13 protein-coding genes and 2 tRNA genes are annotated in these 21,212 nt (G+C 42.6%); 5 read left to right on the top strand and 10 right to left on the bottom strand.

Annotation, left to right across the window (positions count from 1 at the left end):
• Positions 1-86: 86 nt before the first annotated feature.
• The 7 genes from addA to ZYMOP_RS00955 all read right to left on the bottom strand — a co-directional run bounded on the left by addA (position 87) and on the right by ZYMOP_RS00955 (position 12,991).
• Positions 87-3,557 (bottom strand): double-strand break repair helicase AddA, encoded by a 3,471-nt coding sequence (gene addA / locus ZYMOP_RS00985; protein ID WP_013933494.1) that lies wholly within the window; start codon positions 3,555-3,557, stop codon positions 87-89.
• Between the two features lie 9 nt (positions 3,558-3,566).
• A complete protein-coding gene (gene addB, locus ZYMOP_RS00980) occupies positions 3,567-6,539 on the bottom strand; it encodes a double-strand break repair protein AddB (protein ID WP_013933493.1) in 2,973 nt (990 codons plus the stop codon).
• A gap of 6 nt (positions 6,540-6,545) precedes the next feature.
• Positions 6,546-7,307 carry a nucleotidyltransferase family protein gene (locus ZYMOP_RS00975; RefSeq protein WP_013933492.1) on the bottom strand — a complete coding sequence of 254 codons (762 nt, stop codon included), beginning with the start codon at positions 7,305-7,307 and terminating at the stop codon, positions 6,546-6,548.
• 80 nt (positions 7,308-7,387) lie between these two features.
• Positions 7,388-7,855 (bottom strand): tRNA (adenosine(37)-N6)-threonylcarbamoyltransferase complex ATPase subunit type 1 TsaE, encoded by a 468-nt coding sequence (gene tsaE, locus ZYMOP_RS00970; protein ID WP_013933491.1) that lies wholly within the window; start codon positions 7,853-7,855, stop codon positions 7,388-7,390.
• Positions 7,856-7,890: 35 nt separating this feature from the next.
• Positions 7,891-10,311 (bottom strand): sensor histidine kinase, encoded by a 2,421-nt coding sequence (locus tag ZYMOP_RS00965; protein ID WP_013933490.1) that lies wholly within the window; start codon positions 10,309-10,311, stop codon positions 7,891-7,893.
• Positions 10,312-10,595: 284 nt separating this feature from the next.
• Positions 10,596-10,671: transfer RNA gene (locus ZYMOP_RS00960), tRNA-Ile, on the bottom strand.
• A gap of 73 nt (positions 10,672-10,744) precedes the next feature.
• The gene (locus tag ZYMOP_RS00955) at positions 10,745-12,991 is read right to left on the bottom strand and encodes a sensor histidine kinase (RefSeq protein WP_013933489.1); all 2,247 of its coding nucleotides are present in this window, start codon (positions 12,989-12,991) and stop codon (positions 10,745-10,747) included.
• 296 nt (positions 12,992-13,287) lie between these two features.
• Here ZYMOP_RS00955 and ZYMOP_RS00950 point away from each other — a divergent pair, with 296 nt between their 5' ends.
• Positions 13,288-13,770 (top strand): Lrp/AsnC family transcriptional regulator, encoded by a 483-nt coding sequence (locus ZYMOP_RS00950; RefSeq protein WP_013933488.1) that lies wholly within the window; start codon positions 13,288-13,290, stop codon positions 13,768-13,770.
• 266 nt (positions 13,771-14,036) lie between these two features.
• Here the strand turns inward: ZYMOP_RS00950 and ZYMOP_RS00945 are convergent, their stop codons facing one another.
• A complete protein-coding gene (locus ZYMOP_RS00945; protein WP_013933487.1) occupies positions 14,037-15,320 on the bottom strand; it encodes a tetratricopeptide repeat protein in 1,284 nt (427 codons plus the stop codon).
• A gap of 379 nt (positions 15,321-15,699) precedes the next feature.
• Here ZYMOP_RS00945 and ZYMOP_RS00940 point away from each other — a divergent pair, with 379 nt between their 5' ends.
• Positions 15,700-16,944, top strand: a complete 1,245-nt coding sequence (locus ZYMOP_RS00940) for an MFS transporter (RefSeq protein WP_013933486.1) — start codon at positions 15,700-15,702, stop codon at positions 16,942-16,944.
• A 48-nt stretch (positions 16,945-16,992) separates the two neighbouring features.
• On the opposite strand, the gene ispZ is transcribed toward ZYMOP_RS00940, so the two are convergent.
• Positions 16,993-17,589 carry a septation protein IspZ gene (gene ispZ / locus ZYMOP_RS00935; protein WP_013933485.1) on the bottom strand — a complete coding sequence of 199 codons (597 nt, stop codon included), beginning with the start codon at positions 17,587-17,589 and terminating at the stop codon, positions 16,993-16,995.
• A gap of 263 nt (positions 17,590-17,852) precedes the next feature.
• Between ispZ and ZYMOP_RS00930 the strand changes: the two genes are divergently transcribed.
• Both ZYMOP_RS00930 and ZYMOP_RS00925 read left to right on the top strand, forming a co-directional pair.
• Positions 17,853-19,178, top strand: a complete 1,326-nt coding sequence (locus ZYMOP_RS00930) for an NAD(P)/FAD-dependent oxidoreductase (RefSeq protein ID WP_013933484.1) — start codon at positions 17,853-17,855, stop codon at positions 19,176-19,178.
• A gap of 152 nt (positions 19,179-19,330) precedes the next feature.
• Positions 19,331-19,933: a UdgX family uracil-DNA binding protein gene (locus ZYMOP_RS00925; protein WP_013933483.1), complete on the top strand. Its 603-nt coding sequence runs from the start codon at positions 19,331-19,333 to the stop codon at positions 19,931-19,933.
• Positions 19,934-20,015: 82 nt separating this feature from the next.
• Here the strand turns inward: ZYMOP_RS00925 and ZYMOP_RS00920 are convergent.
• Positions 20,016-20,102: transfer RNA gene (locus ZYMOP_RS00920), tRNA-Leu, on the bottom strand.
• A 124-nt stretch (positions 20,103-20,226) separates the two neighbouring features.
• Between ZYMOP_RS00920 and ZYMOP_RS00915 the strand changes: the two genes are divergently transcribed.
• Positions 20,227-21,033, top strand: coding sequence for an undecaprenyl-diphosphate phosphatase (locus ZYMOP_RS00915; RefSeq protein ID WP_013933482.1), 807 nt, complete (start codon positions 20,227-20,229; stop codon positions 21,031-21,033).
• Positions 21,034-21,212: the final 179 nt, after the last annotated feature.

The raw sequence follows: 21,212 nt of genomic DNA, 5'->3' as shown, positions 1-21,212 counted from the left end.
TTATGATCTAATAGGAATAGCGTTTCATGCAATGACGAAAAGGCGATCATTTTAAAAGTTATTTAACTGACTGTTATTGGCTCAATTTATAGTTCAGCATCAAAATAAGGCCGTAAAAAATCGCGTTCAAAAGAGATCAATTTAGGGCCAGTCGTATAAAGCAACGCCGAATGAATTATATGATCCGGGAAAATTTTTTCTAAGGCAGCAACATAGGCAGCCATTTGCTTTAAATGCGGCAATATAACCCTATCTGCTGAAGAAGGCACCCGTCGTCCTGTTTTGAAATCAATGACCCAGACATGTTTTTCATCACTCCACAAACGATCGACCGTTCCTGAAATAACATGGACCCCGACCTGTGCTGCGATGGGGGCTTCTGCTAAGGCCTTATCCGAAAAAATAATCGCAAATTGGGGGTCATCCATAATACGGCAAGCATCGCTTATTAAGGCCTGCCGCTGTGCAGGGTCTTTTATCGCCGCAACATATTCCAACCAATTAAGTCCCGCTTTTTCTCGGTCTTCTACGGGCAGCATCGGCAAACGCTCGAATAAAGCATGGAGCAGACTACCCCGTCTCGCGGCGTCTAATGAAGAAGCATCGGGCGGCGGGTTCGCGATATCGTCGTTTCCCAAAGAGGAAGGCGTCAAAGGATAAGAAGGTCGGGGTTCGGAAATCACGGATTTATCCAACCATAACGGTAAATCCCATTTAGGAGAAATAGTCTTAACTAAAGAAGCTGTTACGGGAGGCTCAACCGTAGGTTGATGATAAACAGCCTTTTTACCCCATAACACATCCTCTTGCCAGACAGTCATTTCCTGCCCCTTCATAGCCTGTGCTGCATAATTCATTGCACGGATTGAACAAGCATACCAACTATCTATTGGAGGAATAGCTTTTGAACGTTTTCCTAAATTACCTGTAATAACAAGGCATTCTTCCGCTCTTGTCGCGGCAACATAGAGTAAACGCCAATGTTCTTGTAATGCCTCTTTTTCAATTTGGACTACATTGGCTTTTATCGGTAAATATTCCAGCTCATTTTTATTCGGTTGTGGAATGATTACGGGTAGATTATTTTTTAATAAGTCCCATTGCATCGTATTGATTTGAAAACCGTTAGATTGATGGGGGTCTCGGGTGGCATCCGCTAAAATCACGAGGGGTGCCTGCAACCCCTTAGCGCCATGCACCGTCATAATCCGCACTGTGTTTTGTTGTGTCGAAGGATCTCGCTTGATTTCGACATCTCCGCTATCAAACCAATCTAAAAAGCGCTGAAAAGAAGGGATAGTCTCACTTTCCAACAACAATGCAGAATTAAGCAGCTCATTTATAGGATCTCGCGCTTCTTCCCCCAGACGCTCAAACAGTTTTTGCCGTCCTTTTAAGGGGCCACTTAGTAGCATTTCAAGAAAACGATAAGGCGTTATAAAATCAGCTTTTTCTAACCAATCCCGCACAATATCCCATGTTTCTTGTTCTTGTTCGCTTTTACGAAGTCGATCAAATAACGTTTCTCTAGGGGCACGATTAACTGCAAGGCGATAAAGCCGATCTTGATCCCATCCAATCAACGGTGAGACAAGCAGACAAGCAAGCGTCAGATCATCATCAGGTTGCAAAACAAAGCGAATGGCCGACAATAGATCGCAGACCGCCAAGGGTGTGGTTAAAGATAAGCGATCTAAACCCGCCACCGGTATTTTTTCAGTGTGAAGACAACCCACAATGAGCGAAGCCAATTTACCCCGATTACGCACTAAAATCAAAATATCTTGAGGTTCAAGATTTCGCCCTAACCCCTCAAGATAGAAGGGGGTTTTCGGATCAAGCCATGCTTTGATTTGTCGCGCCAATTTGATAGCAAATTCTAACTCGCTATTTTCAAGCTGACTTTCATCTTCGTCAACAGTGCTTTCTGTTTCTTCGCCTTCTTCTTTATAATCGCAGGTTGGTTGCCATAATCTGACAGAACCCCCTAGACCTGATCGTGCCGAGTAATGCGGTTTTAGCATTGCCGCCTCAATTCCAATGCCGTCTTCTGTTGTTTGAATATCCTTCAAAAGATAATCGACAATCGTAAGAATAGGCGGCGTCGAACGAAAAGAGCGGTTAAGGGATAAATCGAGAATATCTCGACCGCTATCTTTCGCTTTATCTATAAAATAATCGCGTGCGTCTAAGAATGCCTGAGGATTTGTACCCTGAAAACCATAGATAGCTTGCTTAAAATCACCGACCGTAAAAATGCTTCGACGAGTATAACTAGACTTTGCGCTGTCACCTGAGAAGAAATCTTCTGTTAAGGCCGTAATAATAGCCCATTGTAAAATATTCGTATCTTGGGCTTCATCAACAAGAATATGATCGGTTATCCGGTCTAATTTATAGCGGACCCATTCCCCAATACCCGGCGTGCGGAGTAAAAGGACACTGGCATCAATCATATCTTTAAAATCGACTAGCCCCGATTTTTGTTTGGCTTTGTGCCAAGCCTCACAATAGCTTTGACCCGCTTTCAGTGCGGCAGTCACAAAAACAGAAAAATCATAGCATTTTTGTAAAGCCACTATCCGATGAATCTGTTCTGCCAACAACGGCATCCACGATGCGTATTCTGGTGTCAGTTTCGTGATACCCTTAGGCGGCGCACGTAAGTCACCATCGGCCTTTAACACTATATTTTTGAGGTCAGATAGATAATCGATCCGCTGTTGCGGAGAGGCCTTTACAAATAAGTCGATCCACGCCAGATTTTTCTTGGCAGTATCCGTACCCCATTTTTCATTAGCCGCCGCCATATTACGTAAAAGCGCAAAATCAAAATGATTGTCATCGCAAGCTTCTGACAAAATCATAGTAATATCAGACAAGGGTAAATTTAAAGCCTGCCTTACCTTTACTTCAATCCCCTGCCCCAAAGCGATGAAACCATGATTATAAAAGCGGCATTCATAGAGATAATCTTGAACACCTTGCTCTCCTAGGCGGTCGGATAGCTGGTTGATATTATCTAACAGCCTGTGAGCATTATCCTGACTAGCTTGCTCTAATAATTCTGCCAGCGTTCTTTTGGCTAAGCTGACTTCCTCTCGTCCTTCAATTAACCGAAATCCGGGTGTTAAACCGGCCTCTACCGGAAAAGCCGTTAGCAATGACTGACAAAAGCTATGAATGGTCTGAATCCGCAAACCACCAGGGGCATCAAGAACACGGGCAAAAAGAGTCCGAGCAAAGGCTAAGGCTTTATGATCGTATCTTTCACCTATAGCGATCAATTCTTCTCTTAATCGCTCATCTTCTAATTGAACCCATGAAGCCAAACGCTGATGAATACGTTCAGCCATTTCCGCCGCCCCTGCCTTGGTAAAAGTAAGGCATAATATACTTTCAGGAGCGGCCTTATTCAGTAGAATCCGTAATACCCGTGCTGTTAAAACATGCGTTTTTCCAGTACCGGCTGATGCAGATAGCCAGATATTGCTAATCGGATCAGAAGCCTGACGTTGTTCTTCTTTTAAAGGCTGTAGATTTGTCAGCTGAACCATAAAAATTCCTTAACTACCAATCACTTTATGCTGTGGATTGGCGCGCCATTCATCAAATCGCATCAACTGAACATAATCATCATAAAGCTTTTTCCCCCGATATGGACGGGCCGTAAAAGCAGCATTTCCTAACAAATAGGATTGTATAACTTCAGAAAAACGCTTTTCTGTAAAATTGAGGAAAGCCTCAGGCGAAATAGCCTGTTTACCTCCTAATACAGAAATTTTATAACCCGCTTGTTTATTCTTGTTTTGTGCCATCGACCAGTATTCAAAAGCCTGAACATGACCTTCTATGGAAGGGATACCGCCCTGTTCGATAATCAGTGCAAGCAAACCTAATTGTAGGTTATCACCACTCGTAACCGATTTACTGCTAGGGGGTTGACCCGTCTTGTAATCAACAAGAGCCAATGAACCATCTGATAGACGATCAATCCGATCAACCCAGCCGAATAATTCGATGCCTTCGATCAAACATTTCCCATATTGTTCGACCTTAACAATAGATCGACCTTCTTCCGTCATTTGTTGTATTTGCTGCTCAATCCAATTAATCGCTTGCAGCAAACGAGGCGTGCCCAATATTTTTTGAATGATATGGCTATTAATATCGCCCCAAATATTGAGCGCCCGTGTTTGTAATTTTTTAGGATCAGCGTTATCTTTTTTTACCCAATCTTCAAGAATACTATGGATCAAGCTACCACGCCAAGCGACTGTTGGTGCGGCGTCCACTGGATCAAGCCGCCTCAAACGTAAAATATTGCTGGCATAATAGCTATAAGGATCGGCTTGCAAGCTATCAAAACGAGTAACAGCAATGCGTTTTGGTCTATCTGGAACTGGCGGTTTTGGAGCTGGTCGCAAGGCTGGCTTAAAGATTTTGGGTTCATCCAGCATTTTTGCGTAATAAGGAAGTTCTGCGGCTTTGGGTAACCCCCCTGTCATAGCTTCCAGTCTAAGCCAAAACCGTGATGCAATAGTCGGTGCACGAGCATCCCGTCTGGCCCGGGTAAGCAAAATTCTGCCTGCTCCTAGAATAGAGGCAAAATCATGCGCCGCAATACCAATACGTAAATCTAATCCAGGTAATCCTAATTCAGAGCGGATTCTAGGCGCTAACCATGGATCGGCGTCACTGATCGGCGGCCAAATACCTTCGTTTAGACTAGCCGCAATCATCAAGTCGGCATGCTGCAACCGCGCTTCAATCAAACCCCAGATAAAAATACGAGGATGCCCCCCCGAAACAGGCCTAACCGCCTGTTTATCCATCAATTGCCGAAGAATACGCCCGAAATCTGCAAAACTCATTAATTCTTTGTGATGTATAGCTAATTGTTCGAGTTCGGTAATTAAATCAGCGGCCATTCGGCCATCTGGCCCTGACCATAATTTATCACCGGCAAGGGTTTGTCCCGTTTCCCGCAGTAAACGGATCAGTTCAGCTAAGGGAAGGATCTCTTGATGTCGGTTGTCCAAAGCCAAGAAAGCCGTCTTTACGCTTTCCCACCACGATAATAAATTTGGATCGGCACGTTTTTTATCAATTTCTTGGGCTATTTTTTGAGAAATACCTGCCAGACCGATTTTTAATTGTGGCCCTCTTAAAACCATATCCAAAGCACGGATATGCTCCCGCCACAAGGCCCGTTCTTCGCTGAAAGCAACGAAAGGATGCTTGGCAACGACCAGAAAACTTACGGCAGAAAAATGATCCGCGGCCGCCGAAATAATATCCAATAAGAGCATACCGGGGGGTGTTAGAGATAAAGGACGCCCTGCACTATCATCGGCCTGAATACCAAAACGCGTCAATAGGGCAGAAACCCTTATAGCTAAAGTCCGATCAGGCGTTACAAGCGCCGCCGTTACCCCCGGTTTTTCGATAGCCTGTCGTAAAGCAATAGCAATAATCTGTGCTTCTTCTTCAGGATGCGCCGCCTCAACAATAGAAACATCCGGAAAAGAGCGTTCCTGTTCCGATAAATTCAGCCATTGATTAGTGTAGCGTGCCGGTGCCATCGCATGACTAATCGCAAGGCTCCGTTCCTTATGAACCATTTTTTTATTTTCATAAGGCCAAAGGGCTACTTCATTTCGAGCGATCCCCATACGCTCTAGCAATAATTTTAGCTGGAATTGAGGATGACTCTCTAAGGAAGGCTGTTTGATGCCGGTATCGGGATCCCTTTCATGCGGGCCGAGTAATGCCCATTCTTCTTCTGACATAGTCAGATCAAGACCGGGTAAAACAATTAACCCACTTTCTAACACCGATATTACGCGTAACAAACGCGCTGAAACAGGCGATCCCGTAATGGCACCGGCTGCAATAACAGGTCCTTTAGGTGGTTGTTTTTGCCAACGTTCAGTCAAGCGATCTAATAGCTTATTTCGCCGATCCTGCATTTCAATTTGACCAGTATTAGCCAGTTCTTGAGGCCAGTCGGTAATAATACATTCTAATAAATTTAAAGATGACTGCCAGTGCTTTGCTAACTCTTCTTCGGCCAAAGGATCAATCAAGGTGGATAAAGCTGCGGGATCAATTTCTGCGGCAATCAATTGATCTAAGGTCAAGCCTAAGTCTTCAGCCAAGCGATGGGATTCAGAAGGAGAAATCTCTTTCCCCTGCTGCTTCATTGCTTTTTTAACAAGACGGGTCAGGCGGAAATGCCGATCTAAGGGTGTAATCGCCGGAGGAAACGGATCAGTAAGGTCAACAGGATCTAAAAATGCACCCAAACGCTCATCTAAAAACGGATCACCCACAGGCACCATCCGCGGCAAGAGTAAACCGGAAGAAGATCGGCGGACAAAGGCTTCGGTAATCGCCCGTACTGAACGATTGTTGGGTAACAAGATCAAGCCACGTGCTAATTCCATCGGTTTATAACGGTCGATAAGACCCGCTACCAGAGAATCTGCAAAAGCCTGATGAAAGGGAATCGTAAAAATTCGGGATATATCCGCCATGATTGATTAACCACGTCTCAAGATATTGTCCGTTATCTTGACTGCCTTTGGCGTACTGACGTCAAACCAAACACCATCATGGACAAGACCATAGAGCCGACCACGCGCAATAGCCTGATCACGGATAAGTTTACTGCGAAAAGGGCCATCTGGTGTATTGTCTAAAAAACGTTTGGACATAAGTTGAATACCACTGAATACGAAAGGCGCTACACGACCTTCTACCCGTGATTTAATCTGCCCTGTACCATTCATGTGAAAATCCCCCTGTCCGGAATAGCAACAGGCATGAGAAAGCGGCACAAGTAATAATAAAGCATCCATCAGATTATCATCCCAATGACGAGTCAGAAGATCGATGGAGTTGGCTGTGCCGTCTAACCAGAAATTATCACTACTTATGACTAGAAATAAATCCTCTTTCACAAGCGGTAAAGCTTGTTTTATGCCGCCGCCCGTTTCGAGAGGTTGTTCTTTTTCACGTGAAATCTGGAGATCAAAATCTTTAGCAGAATGCGCAAGATGGGCTTCTAGTTGATCACTCATATAATGCGTATTGACGATAACATGTTTAATCCCGCTTTCTTTTAAATGGGATAACGCATGATCAATCAATGGCTTTCCGCCGACTTCAACCAAAGGTTTAGGGCGGGTCGCGGTCAAGGGACGCATCCGTTTACCAAAACCTGCCGCCAAAATGATCGCTGTTTTAATTAAAGTCTGTGGGTTTTGTGCTTCGTTCACGACCGACATTGAAGAATTATTCATTATTTCACTCCTGCCCCTGCTCTATGAAACTGTCAGGCTTCTAGCAAAGGGGCGATAATCAGAAAATCATTTCATTTAAATTATAAAGGTGGCCATCTTTTTTCCCAGTCATGGGGGGCCTGCCATGTCAGGCGGCGCATATTATTTTCCAGAATATCGAAATGTAACCGTAAACTTTGGGGCCATAAGTGTTCGAGCGTATCTCCTAACCTTTCCGGCCATTCAATAAGCAAGATGCCCTCCATACCAAACTCATCGAGCCCTAATTCTCGAATATCTGCTGCATTATCCAAACGGTATAAATCAACATGGGCTACAGGTAGGATGATTTCCGGCGGTTCATAGGCAATCATCAAAGCAAAACTGGGAGAAGGGGCTTCTTCTTCCAAACCTAATTCAGCCAATACACCTCGGGCTAGACTGGTTTTCCCAGATCCTAAATCGCCTGATAGGGTAATAACATCACCGATTTTCAATTGTTGCCCGAGATAATGTCCAACCTGTTCTGTCTCAACAGCATCTTTCAAAATTATTTCCTGTTCGATCATATCCTCATTTATCCGATAAAAATGCTACCGATTTTTTACAAAACAGGCACGTGGCGTGGCAACGTAATAATAAAATGTGTTTTCTGATTCTCAGTAGAATCAATTCTAATGGTGCCACCATGTAAGGCGATAAAGCGTCTTATAAGGGGAATTGCAATGGCAGCGCTGCCTCTTCCATCATGGACGGCTTGCCCATAGGCAGAAAAATGGTCAGAAAGCTTTATACCTATATCCTGATCCCCAGAGGCAAAAACGTCTTCTTTATTCGGCATATAAAAAACATCCCCTTCGTCGATAATCATTATCGTCACTTTTTCAGCCTCTCCCGATGCTTTAAAAATAACTGTTCCACCGCGGGGATTTCTTGCCAAAGCTATTAAAAGCATATGGGTAATCGTTCGCTGCAAACGTTTAGGGTCGCTTTCAATTTCGCCTAGATTATCATCAATAACAATTTCAAGGGTGACACCTAATTCAGAAGCCCGTTCTGAGACCTCTTTTCCCAAATTAGCTAACAGAGGTTTTAAAATTAAGTTTTGCTGGTTTAATTCTAGATTACCCGATTCCAAGAGGGTCAGATCTAAAATATCATCGATTAAGGCGCTGAGACGAGCGACTGCATCCAAGATGGCGGTAACATAATCTGTCGCTGTCTTAGAAAGATCGCCACAGTAGCCTTGCGCTAACATTTCGGCAAAACCGCTGATGGAAGTTAAGGGCGTTCTTAATTCATAACTCATATTGGCAACGAAATCGGTCTTAAGGCGATCGGCGGCTTCTAACGCTTCATTCCGATCACGCAAGGCGCGTTCTATATGCCAACTATCTGTTACATCCAGCATAGTAAATAGAACATTACCATCAGGAAGAGGAACGGTCGAAAAGTTAAAATATTGCCCATCGGCAAAAGATAAATGGCCATGATTAGACTGGCGTTCAACCGTCGTCATGCGGATAGCTTCGCTGATTTTTATAGGCTGATTTTTATCTGTCAGACGCGCACTTATAAGCTTAGCAAGTTCATCAACGCGCGGATGAAGAGATAAAAGCTTTTCATCAATTTGCCAAACATCGGTAAAACGGGTGTTCCACAGATTAAGCCGCCCATCCGATGAAAAGACACTAATCGCTTCAAATAATTTATCAAAACTTGCTGTTCTGACACGAAGCATAATATCATGGGCGGAAGTCAAACGGACCTGTTCCGTTCGATCTTCAAAAATCAGTAACAAACCACCATCTGGCGTCGGTTGCGTTATAACACGAAGATGGGACCCGTCTGATAAAAGCCAATTTTCTTCTAAAGCTTCGCTATGGGCTAAAAACCATTGCCGCCTCTCCGCTTTCCATGCGGGAAAGTCATGGGCTGCGGGTAATCGCCCCGCTTCTCGCATGCGTTCTAAGACCCGATCAAATTCGGGGCGATCGACGAGCCATTCTGGTTTTAAAGCAAATAAATGTCGAAAAGGCTGATTGGAAAAAATAAGGTTTTGTTCAGCGTTAAATTGCGCGACCCCTGCTGAAAGCTGATCCAAGATATGGCGTTGGGCTTGTAAGAAGCGTCCCATCTCGGCTTTAGCCTCTTCTAATTCCTCTACATCCATAGCGTAGCCAGCAACCGCGCCTGAAGGTAGTGGAATATCCGTAAGGCGCATCATACGACGCGCGCCTCCTGTAATTACAGGAGACAAGCGATTTTGTAATTTTTGCTCACGCACGGCTTTTTCGGCGAAGGAAAGCGGTTTTTCGGCACCGTTTCGCTCTAATAATTCAATATTATAGGTAATAACCTCTGAACCGGTTTTGGCTTCTACTGCCGAGACATAAGCACTGTTCACTAATAAAAGTTTTAAAGATTTTGCTCGATACCAAATAGGAAAAGGCATCACTTCAAAAAGAGATGATAAAGCCTGTAACGCCTGATAGGCCTGATCTTGTTGGGCTTTTAATTCTGTCTTTACATCTTCATCCTCAGTAATATCTGAAACCCAGATTAGAATGTTCGGTTGCTTGTTCAAAAATTTTGAAGAAGATATAAACGGATAACCCACGACACGAAATAAACGGTTATCAATCTGGCTCTCTACCTTTTCAGTGAATCCCTTTCCTGTTTTAACCAATTGCATAAAATGTCGGTTAAAATGATTTGCCGATAAAGGCGTAAGCCATATTTTTAGAAAATCTTTGAGAAAATCCGGTATCTTGGGAATGCCTAACCAAGAGGCAGAGGTTGGATTGATCGGCAGTATATGATCCTGATTGATCAAAAAACCGTGAATAGGGGCTGTCCTGTAAATCTCCTGAAAAGGCTTTGTGTTTTGAAGAACAGCTTGGGCCTTTTTCATTTTTATTAAGGTAATAGTAACAATTGCAAAGGTAATACCCCACAAAAATGTAAGGATGATAATCAGTATCGCTACGACTATCCAAGAAATATAAAAACCACCTTCATCCATTATTGGCCGTTCTCTTATTCGATAAGAAAAAATTTTCGTATTATGTTTTTTATGTTTTATTGAATTTGAAATATATTTCACAAAAAATCATGAAGATGAAGCCATTTACTCTATAAAAAAGGCAAATCCGTAGAGCATAAGCACGCTTACTACGGCCTATTTACTATAAATTTTCTTAGCAAATTGAGAAGGAGTGATCAAAGACAAGGTAGTTATTTTCATGATGAAAGGGAAAATAACTTAAAAGAAAAAAGGCTGGAGGCAACCTTTACTTAAAGAAGATTTGGTGGGCCCGGCAGGAATCGAACCCGCAACCTAGCCGTTATGAGCGGCCAGCTCTAACCGTTGAGCTACAGGCCCCACCTTTAAGGATGCTCGATAGCCGAAATCATCCCCTTCTGACAAGATGTCATTACCAAGAATTTTTATTTTTCTAGCATGCTTCTGAACGAATTTCTTCTATCGGCAATAAAATCGTAAAAGAATCCCCTTTAATTTCGAACTGTCCTTGCGCTGCCGCCGCTAAATTCCGGATCAAGCGTAAAGCAAATCCAAGCCCTAATACAGGCGCATGGGGCCATTCACCCTTCAGGTTAAAACCAGGATCAAGCAAAGCCTGTTCATCATAACCTTGTAGCGCCAGAGGCCGTTTGACCATGAAACCGACAAAAGAATCCTGACGGTTGACAATAACTTCTATCTTTTCATTCGTTTCGATTAGGCCAATAACCATCGTTAAGAGACGAGAGAAAAGACGCTCTACAGCAACAGGATCTGCTTTTACTAAAGGTAATCCTGTGGCGATCCGGAATAAAATGTCACCATTATGCCGGCTGGCGGCGGACTGGTAATGTTTGTGCAAAGCCGAGACAATTTTCGTTACATTCACCAAACCATCAGTTTTAAGCGAAGTGGCTAAGGGCGCATCAATATCAGCGGCTGAATTCAAATCTTCTACCGCTTGTAAAAGGCGTTCGCCTTGGCGGGTAATATCTTCGGCATAAGAGCGATAAGCTTTATTGACAGGGCCTAGCATTTGGTTGCTGATCATTTCTGAAAAGCCAACAATAGCATTCAACGGATTTCTTAATTCATGGACTAATTGCCGTAAGGAATCCCTGTCAATTTCGAGAACACTAGGCCGTGGGGTAGCGATTTCAACAAAGGGTTGGGCTGTTTCTTCTATTCTTGGGCGGCGGGCCGTTCCACGATATCCAGAAAAGTGACCTGTTTCAGGGTTAAAAAAAGGTGCAGCCGATATACGCCATTCACCAGAAGCTGCCCCATTCCCCGGTATTGATAATCGCGCATGTCGAATAGGCGCACGCCGACCAAACGCTCCAACCACTTGGCCATCCACACCATAACCATTTTGAAAAGCAGACGTGCTTAAGGAAATACCGACTAATACAGTAGACGAGATTCCCTTTACATAGGTCACGAATCCTTCAGGATTCGTCTCAAAGTTAAACTGTTCTGCTCTAGATTCCAGACTGCGCTTAAAGGCATCGATTCTTTCTAGTAAATGGCGAATTTGCGTTTCATCATTTTCATCAGATGCGCGGCCATTTTTGGGGTGTCCCGCAAACGGATTAGATTTAAGTTTTCTAATTGTCCCATGAGTCCGCCTTTTAGGGGTAGGAAACCATTCTAGATCTTCGCTTTTCTGCGCTTTTGCCTTTTCTATCTCATCCTTGTGCGTATCGAAAGACTCAGCTTCGTCTAAATTATCCTTTGAGTTTTTTGGGATAGGGTCATCTTCGTTATCTTCTGTCACAGGGGTAACGCGGGTTTGCCATCTGTCAGAAAAAGGTGAAAAACGAGGTGAATCGTTATCTTTATCAAAAGCAGGTATGTTTTTTGTCTCTTTACTGTCCTCATCATTTTTATCATCGGAAATATGATTAGAAGAAAAAGGTCTATAATGAGACGCTGCCTCGGGGTCTTTTTGCCCTAAAATATCAGAGCGGATAGTATCTGCAAAAGATTTTGGGATACTGTCTTTTGGGGTATCCTTTTTAATATTTTCTTTTTGAGAAGTAAAATTATCCGTTTTTATAATAGGGCGCTTAAAAAATTCTTTTCTATAGAGATCATACGCTTTTATATCAGATGAAATACCCTTCTCTTCTTTCAAAATCGAGTTTGTCTCGTCGAGATTATTCTCTTCATCTGAAGGTTCTTCTATATTTAAATGATTATCAATATCATAATCAGTTTTATTTTCTGTTTTTAATACAGGTTTTTCTAAAACCGCCTGATCATTACCTAAACTGTCTAAAGCCTGTATTATTTGCGGATCGAGGTCAGGCCGCTGTCGCAGGATATGCCTGATAGGCTGACGTAAAGCCGGAATAATCATCATCCACTCTTTGGGGCTTAACTGGACAGAGCTTATCAAGGGTGCTGCAATCATGCTGATATCGCAGGAAAAATATTTTACTAATAAAGGTGGAAGATGTTGTCCTGTTAAACTAAGAACGGTTTCAAGACGGATATTAGAAGGCACATCCCTATTAAGGAAGATAAGACGGTGATAGGCTTTCTTTAGCAAGTCGGGCGCATGTTGCCCTTTATCCTGAGCAATGCAATCCACCAATTGCCGCCAGACAGCTGTCTTTTCTGCCGTGTTATTTAACGGCTGGTCCATAATAGTTTGTAGCATATCGTCGAAACGCACGCCTGATTCCCGATTTCAAATGAATGATCTGTTCATCATCGGTAAAGGCAACTGGTTAACATATACCTGCCATTTGGCTAATTTGGAGAATAAATACAAAAATATTAAAAAATATTTTTTACATAGGGTAATTTATTATTTTTTTTCTAGTTTGCCATTTTTTTTATCGAAATTTACCCTATTTAATTATCAACTCACCGAATTGATAATTTTTTTACATAATCGTGCATAAGTTAAGTTGTATTTTTCGGCAACTTTATTATCTAGCCCGAAGATTAAATAGAAGGACTAAGTCCGTGACGGCTAATTACCCACTTGATTCAATTGATCGCCTTATCCTTGAAAACCTTCAAGAAGACGGACGTATTACGAATGTTGACCTCGCCCGCAAGGCAGGTCTTACGGCGCCTCCCTGCTTGCGCCGCGTGCGGGCTCTTGAAGAAGCCGGTATCATAGAAGGCTATCATGCCCAGCTTAATGCCAATGCTCTTGGCTATGGCATTATGGTATTCGCTATGGTTAGCCTGAAGAGTCAGGCCGAAGAAGATTTGCGCCAATTTGAAGATCATATTGCGACTCTGCCAGAAGTGCGGGAATGCCATATGTTAAATGGTGAAATTGACTTCGTTCTTAAAATCGTAGCGCATGACCTTCAGGCTTTTCAGCATTTATTAACCTCTAAGCTGACATCTGCTCCCAATGTCACTAGTGTTAAAACTTCTCTGATTATCCGTACTTCAAAGGATTTACCGGGTGTTCCGGTTGATACCAAGGAATAAACAAAAGAATCATCTATCTAATAGTAAAGATTAGCATAAATCTTTTCTTTTAGAATTGGGTTCTGGCGGTGGCGATCGCTGTTTATTCTAACTTTAACTCTGATTAGAGTAAATATTAAGGTCGCCCTCGCGCCCATTAGATATTTTTTAATTTAAATAGTTATTTCTAAGGCAGCAATATCGCTGCTTTTTTTGACATAAAAAACGGACTGGGTATTATCCAGTCCGTTTTTTAGTAAAAAAATTATAGGGCTTAGACTAAAAGCTTAAGCACCATGCTTATCAGCATAAATCGACCACAATTGAGCAATTTCGGAACGGCTACCCGTTACATTTGCTAAGGTAGCTTTGGCTGCATCCTTCTGCCCTGCTAAAGCCTGTGCCATACCAAGCCGTAATGACAGAAGCTCGGCATCGACACCGGTCTTACCCTTAGCAATCGTATAAAGATTAATCGCCAAGGGATAATCACCAGCACCCAAGGCCAACGTACCATCAATAAAGGCTTCTTTTCCCGTAGCGGCTTTACTGTCACGGACGACGGCTTTTGCCAGATCAGCTTTGGCCGCAGGAACTTTGAGTCTAGCGGTTGCTAACCATTTGCTGACCGTTGTATCAGATGCGCTGATAACGCCTTTTTGAATACCTTCCTTTAACACTGATTCTGCTTCGATCGGATAACCGATATAAAGGGGCTGAGCATAAAGCAGATATTCGCTTTCACCACTCAAGGCCCCCACAGCACGCGTTAAGCGCAAGATGTCCAGCGTGGCATCGCCATCAAGATTACGATTAAAATCACGATAGATACTTAAAGAAGTATGCCAAGAGTCATTTGAAGGATAGGCAGAAATCCACTGTTTACATAGGCGCAGCGTTTCCGGTTGAAGCTTGGCATTATACGCAATAGCAACACCACGCTTTAACCAAGCTTCGGGTATCGTTTGGTTGGCAGCTTGCATTTTGGGAATAGCTGATTCCAAAACGGCGATGGCTTCTGGCGTTTTCCCAAGCTTCACTTTGGTCTCAACCAACATGGGATAAAGCTGAATATTATTGGGGCTAGCAATTTTAAGGGCCTGTTCCAGACCCGCTTCAGCCTTTTGGAATTGATTAGCCTCATAGGCACTTTGTGCCTGTTCGACATAAAGCTGCCAGATCATATCAGAGGACATATGCTGGCTGGCCTTGCCGCTACTTAAGATCAAATCGACGGATTGCCCCTGTAAGGCTTTATCTTGTCGGGAAGAGCCTAACTCATAGCCAAGAGAACCCACGATATATTTATCATCATCCGTCGCAATAGCGGCTTTAGCCTCTGCAAGTTTAGCACTTGCTGTTGTAAAGTCATTCGTCTTCAAAGCGGTTTGAACAGCAGCGGCAGCTTCACGGACAGCGGGGGTTAATATATAATCTTGTGCTGGATTAGCAGGGGCTTGCGTTTGTTCAGGTGCCGATTTCGGTTTTGCCAAGGCAGGCTGTAAAGCAAGAACCGATGCCCCACTTAAAGTCAGGGTTAGAGTGACAGCTATCTTTGAAGCTAATTTCATGCGTTAAATCTCCCGGTAAAATTATTTACAGACTGATCGGGTCTTTCAGGAAGAGACTTCTAGAAAACAACCTGCAAACGGCTATTAAAACAATTTATAATATATCTATAATTTTTGTCGGTTCAGGTACCAACTAAATATATTTGTTTTTACTAAAGCAAGACTAAATATATTTAATTTTATGTATAATTATTTCTATAGATTTCATCTATTTATAAAATTTTTATCAACAAAAATTTCAATATAGTGAAAACACATCGAAAATTAGACTCCTGATTTTTGTTGATAAAATTCATACTAGAAAAATATGTCTATTGCCTTAAGGGCGTCTATAAAATTTGGATATTAGGGATAATATCCAGTGACAATGGACACCTTAATGACAAAACGGTCTTTTTTTTCCAACAATGCCTTTTCTTTTTGGCTGATAAGCGCCCTTGTTGCGCTTGCTTTCAATCTACGTAGTCCATTAACGGCTATCCCCCCAATCGTGAATGAAATTCGCGTGGCGCTTCACCTAAGTGCCGCCACGGCGGGATTACTGACTAGTATCCCGATCTTATGCTTTGGCCTTCTTACGCCGCTTGCGTCTTTGTTAATCAACCGCACTTCTCTGAAGTTTTCAATTGTTTTGACACTTCTGGGATGCATTTTGGGGATTTTAATCCGCGCATCGGGTAGTTTTGCAGGTTTGTTAAGTGGCACTTTTATTATTGGTATTGCCCTTACTATCGGAAATATCGTCAGCCTTTTAATCATCGCACGCGATTTTCCGCGCAAATCGCATATTATAACGGGTATCTATACTTCGGCCCTTAATATTGGCACGATGCTAAGTTCAGCATTAACCCCGATTCTTGCGCATTACTGGGGATGGCAGCTGGCCTTAATATCATGGGTAGATTTGGCATTATTAGCCCTAGGGTTATGGTCTGTTGTCTTTTTATTTGAAAAAAAATTACCTCCGCAAACGGAAATACCCTCTGATAGCGACACCCAAAAAGCGACCTCCAAGATTTTGCTTTCCGACAACAAAACGAAACAACTTTTTCATCGTCAGCTAGTACAGCTTCTGGTTATTTCTTTTGCTGCGCATCTTTGTGTTTATTATGGTTTAACCGCATGGATTCCCAGTTTCTTACGCCAAGTGAATAAAATGGATGCTTCTGCTGCTGGAGGTGCCGCCGCCCTTTTTCAAATATTGGCACTTTTAGGTTCTTTTGGGATTCCTTTATTGGGAAAGCATTTCTCAGGGGCATTTTTAATTCAAACTATCGCGTTATGTTGGCTTGTTACCCCAGTTGGACTGCTCTTTATGCCCCAATTATGGGTGTTATGGCTTGTTTTAGGGGGTTTTGCCTCAGGCGGTGGTTTCACCATTATTTTTACAATGGTTATTCAATTTGCCCATAATTTGGATGACAATCGCCGTATTTCATCTATCGTTCAAGGGGTCGGATATATTTTTGCTTCCTCCAGCCCTTTGATCGTGGGGGTTTTGCACCAATTTCATAACAACTGGTTATTCGCCTTTCTCTTTCTTTCTGCCAGTGCGCTTCCGCTTTTATGGACAGGTTTCAAATTAAAAAAAGTAGAAGGTTATTATCTGACAATAGAGAAATAGACTAAAAAAGGTCGGTCACGTAGAACCGACCTTCATTCTTCATACGATTTAATCCTGTCCGGTTTTTAAACCATGTCGTAATAAAAGAGGCATATTCGCTATACCAAACAGGGCAGATAAAATCATAGCGCCCCAGATTTTTACTGTCAGCCAGACATCAAAGCTAAAATGCGTTCTTAAATACTCATTTAAAATAGCCATCACCGCAAAAAAACAGGCCCAATTAAAAGATAATAGCCGCCAGCCTCTTTCTGATACGCCTTCGAAAGCGTCTCCTATGATATATTTTAACATCGGTTTTTTAAAGAGCAGGCCACCAAATAATAAAGCCGCAAAAAAGATATAGATAATAGTTGGTTTTAGTTGGATGAAATGCGGATCATGAAACCAAAGTGTTAAGCCGCCGAAAAACATGATCAAGATAAAAGAAAGCCATAAGGTTGGTGAAACATGGCCTAGTTTAAAACGGGAAACAAAAATAGCCGCGATCATCGCAATCATAAAAACAAAGGTGCCGACGAAAAAGCCGGTCAATTTATAAAAAACAAAAAAGATAATAAGCGGCCCATAATCAAGCATCATTTTTATCGTTGAAGAGGATGATTTAAGGGTTGCGCCGGATTTTCCGTCAGATTGATTTTCCATAATTTCTTTTGACGAAAAAAATAGAGAAGCGTCAATTACCCTTATTCGCCTTATTGAAAAAAATAGTAACTTTAACTCTTCGGGCCCTTATTAAGCTAAAATCTGATTATTTTATAATAACAGATAAAAACTTTTACTCTGAATTATAATTTATGTGAAACAGATTGAAGGATTATTCGTTAATTATCCCAGAATAACATTTTATTTAGGTTGCACACTATCGAGCTGAATGGTGGGCACCTTAGTGATTTAAGAGGTTGTTAATGTCTAATAATGGTAGACCTGATCGCATTATCGTTGTGGGCGGTGGCGCAGGGGGATTACAGCTCGTTCGTGCGCTAGGGGAACGCTACGGGAAAGAAGCCGAGGTCATTCTTGTTGACCAGAGCGCAACCCATGTCTGGAAACCTCTTTTTCACGAAGTTGCCACCGGTGCCCTTAATGCTGATCTTGATGAAGTAAGCTACCGCTATCATGGTAAACACTGGGGTTACCATTATGTTCGGGGGACGCTAGAAGATATTGACCGTAAAAATCGAGAAATTATTCTTGCCCCTTTAATTGATGAAGAAGGCCATGAGATAAGTGGTCAGGAACGTCTGCGGTATGATTATCTTGTCTTGGCATTAGGTTCTATTGCCAATGATTTTAATACACCCGGTGTTAAAGAACATTGTCTGTTTCTTGATAGCCGCGCCCAAGCAGACCGTTTTCGGGAACATTTATTTGATGCTTGCGCCAGTGCATCAAGAACTATGATCGCCCAACCGGGGACAGAAAAGCCGGTTAGAGTAACGATCATTGGTGCAGGCGCTACGGGAGTCGAACTGGCCGCCGAACTCTATAATACCGCGAGTGAACTGGGTGATTTCGGATTAGAAAAATTCGGTGCTAACTGTATGAAGGTAACGTTGGTTGAGGCAATGCCCCGCATTCTCCCGCCTTTACCTGAATTTATGGCTGAAGATGCCCATACGGTGCTGCAACGTCTGGGTGTTGATATAAAAACCAACACTATGGTTGTTGAAGCCGGGGAAGGATATATAAAAACCAAAGACGGTTCAAAAATCGAAAGTGATATTCAGCTTTGGGCTGCTGGTGTCAAAGCTCCAGATTTTCTTTCCAAAATAGAAGGCTTGGAAGTAGCCCGTAATAATCAGATCATTGTAAAGCCAACTTTGCAAACAACAACGGATGACCATATTTTTGCTATGGGAGATTGTTGTTCTTGCAAATTACCCGATGCAGAGCGGCCTGTCCCGCCTCGTGCACAAGCCGCACATCAGATGGCCGATACAGTTTTAGAAAATATTTCCCGTTTGCGGAAAGGTCAGCCGCTTACTGATTTCGTTTATCGCGATTATGGGACGTTAATTTCCCTCAGTCGTTTTGCCGCTATTGGTGATCTTAGCTTAAGCGGTAAAAAAGATGTTGGTAAACGCGTTGTGAAAGGCCGTATTGCTCGTTTCTTCTATAACTCGCTTTATCGTCTCCATTTATTGGCTATTCATGGATGGGTTAAAGGTTCAGCTATCCTGGCTTCGGCTATGACGCACAGTATGCTCCGCCCAAAAATCAAACTTTACTAAGTTTTTGTCTTAAATTTATCTTATTTCGATGCGGATTCTATCTGTTTCGGAATAAGATAAATTTTTATAAGCCCTATCCCGTAATTTCCCAAATAATCAAGGTTGATGAAGTAACCTTTTATTCCTAAAACGGCCCTAAAGGATAAATGACCATGTCAGATAATTCTTGGGGACAATTAAAAGATTCCTTGCAACATTGCACGTGTTGCACTCTTTATCAAAAGGCAACTCAAGTTGTTGGTGGCGAAGGTCGGAAAGATAGTCCCGTTATATTTGTGGGGGAACAGCCCGGAGATCAAGAAGATTTAGCCGGTCGGCCTTTTGTTGGCCCTGCGGGTAAAGTATTCGATGAAATTCTTGCATCCCTTGAATGGCCCCGCGAGGAAATTTATCTAACGAATGCTGTTAAACATTTTAAATACCAGATGCGTGGCCGCCGTCGCATTCACCAGACACCCGATGTTGAAGAAGTGGATAGTTGCCGGATTTGGCTCAAAGCCGAATGGCGTTTGTTAAGACCCCGTTTAACCGTAGCTTTGGGGGCAACTGCCGTTCTTTCTTTAACAGGAAAAAAACAGACGCTTTCTTCCCTAAGGGGACGTATTCTTATGCTAAAAGATGTGGCCCCTTTTATCGTAACCTATCATCCTTCTTATGTTCTCCGACAACCTACGGAAGAAGGCCGCGAAAAAGCCTATCACGCTATTCAGAGTGATCTAAAAATGGCTAAAGATTTCCTGGAAAAATCCGAATAGTAAAACTGAAATGCAACCAAAAAACGGGTTAGATACGAAATTTTTTGGAAAAAATAATTTTCACCTGCATTTAAAATAATGCTGGTGCCCAGGAGAGGACTCGAACCTCCACGGCCTTGCGGCCACTGGCACCTGAAGCCAGCGCGTCTACCAATTCCACCACCTGGGCATTAGGGGTGTGGCGCGGCTTTAAAAGACATTTCTGGTATATGTCAATCTTTTATGTGAAAGCAGGAAAAAATTTTTATTTTTCGCGCTTTTAGAGTTCCTTCCATAAATGGATTACGCTTTTTATGCATGATTCCTTATTGACGATTATTTTGTTAGGTCTTTTAGAGGGTCTGACCGAATTTATTCCTGTTTCTTCAACGGGGCATCTTATTTTAGCCGAACGGCTATTAGGGGCCCATGGCGCTAATTCCGCCAGTTTTGATATTATTATTCAACTTGGAGCCATTCTTGCTGTTCTCGTTTTTTACGCTGATCGTTTCTGGAATATTATTAAAGGGCTTTTTCATCGTTCGCCTTCAGCGTGGCATTTTACGAGAAATGTTTTTCTAGGTTTCCTCCCTGCCCTTGTTATCGGTGCGCTTGCCTATCATGGGGTAAAAGCGCTTCTTGAAAAACCGATGGTTGTGGCTGTTGCCTTATGGGTGGGCGGTATTGTGATGCTTGTCATCGAACGAATGCAGCCACCTGTTGAAAGTAAAACAGTACAATCTATCCCTCCTTATAAAGCCTTACTCGTCGGCTTGGCGCAATGTCTGGCCATGATTCCGGGTATCAGTCGCTCGGGTGCTACCATCATGGGCGCTTTATGTCTGGGCGTTGATCGAAAAACAGCGACTGAATATAGTTTCTTTTTAGCTATTCCCGTTATGTTAGCGGCGACAGTTAAAGAATTATGGGAACAACGGCATAGCTTAAGTTCGGCTGATTTGGGGGAAATCAGTTTAGGATTTGCTATTTCCTTTTTTGTGGCCTTGATCGTTATCAAATTATTTTTGGAAATTGTAACACGCCGCGGCTTTGGACCTTTTGCATGGTACCGAATTATTATTGGCTTTGCCGCAATGATCCTTCTTTTGATAGCGCCCTAAAAGAGAAGTGATTCCCAAAAATAGTCTTAGTTCTATAAAAATGGCCGATACGGAACCATTTATCTTTTTATTTTTAATAAAAACGTTGAATTTGCTTTTTTTAGATAAAAATAGGGCAGCAATATTGTCCTATATGTATTTTTGTACGTGACTTAGGGCTAAAAAATAATTATGTCGCG

It is taken from the genome of Zymomonas mobilis subsp. pomaceae ATCC 29192, from assembly GCF_000218875.1.
GTDB classification, from domain to species: Bacteria; Pseudomonadota; Alphaproteobacteria; order Sphingomonadales; family Sphingomonadaceae; genus Zymomonas; species Zymomonas pomaceae.
This window is presented reverse-complemented; position numbering and strand designations above follow the sequence as displayed.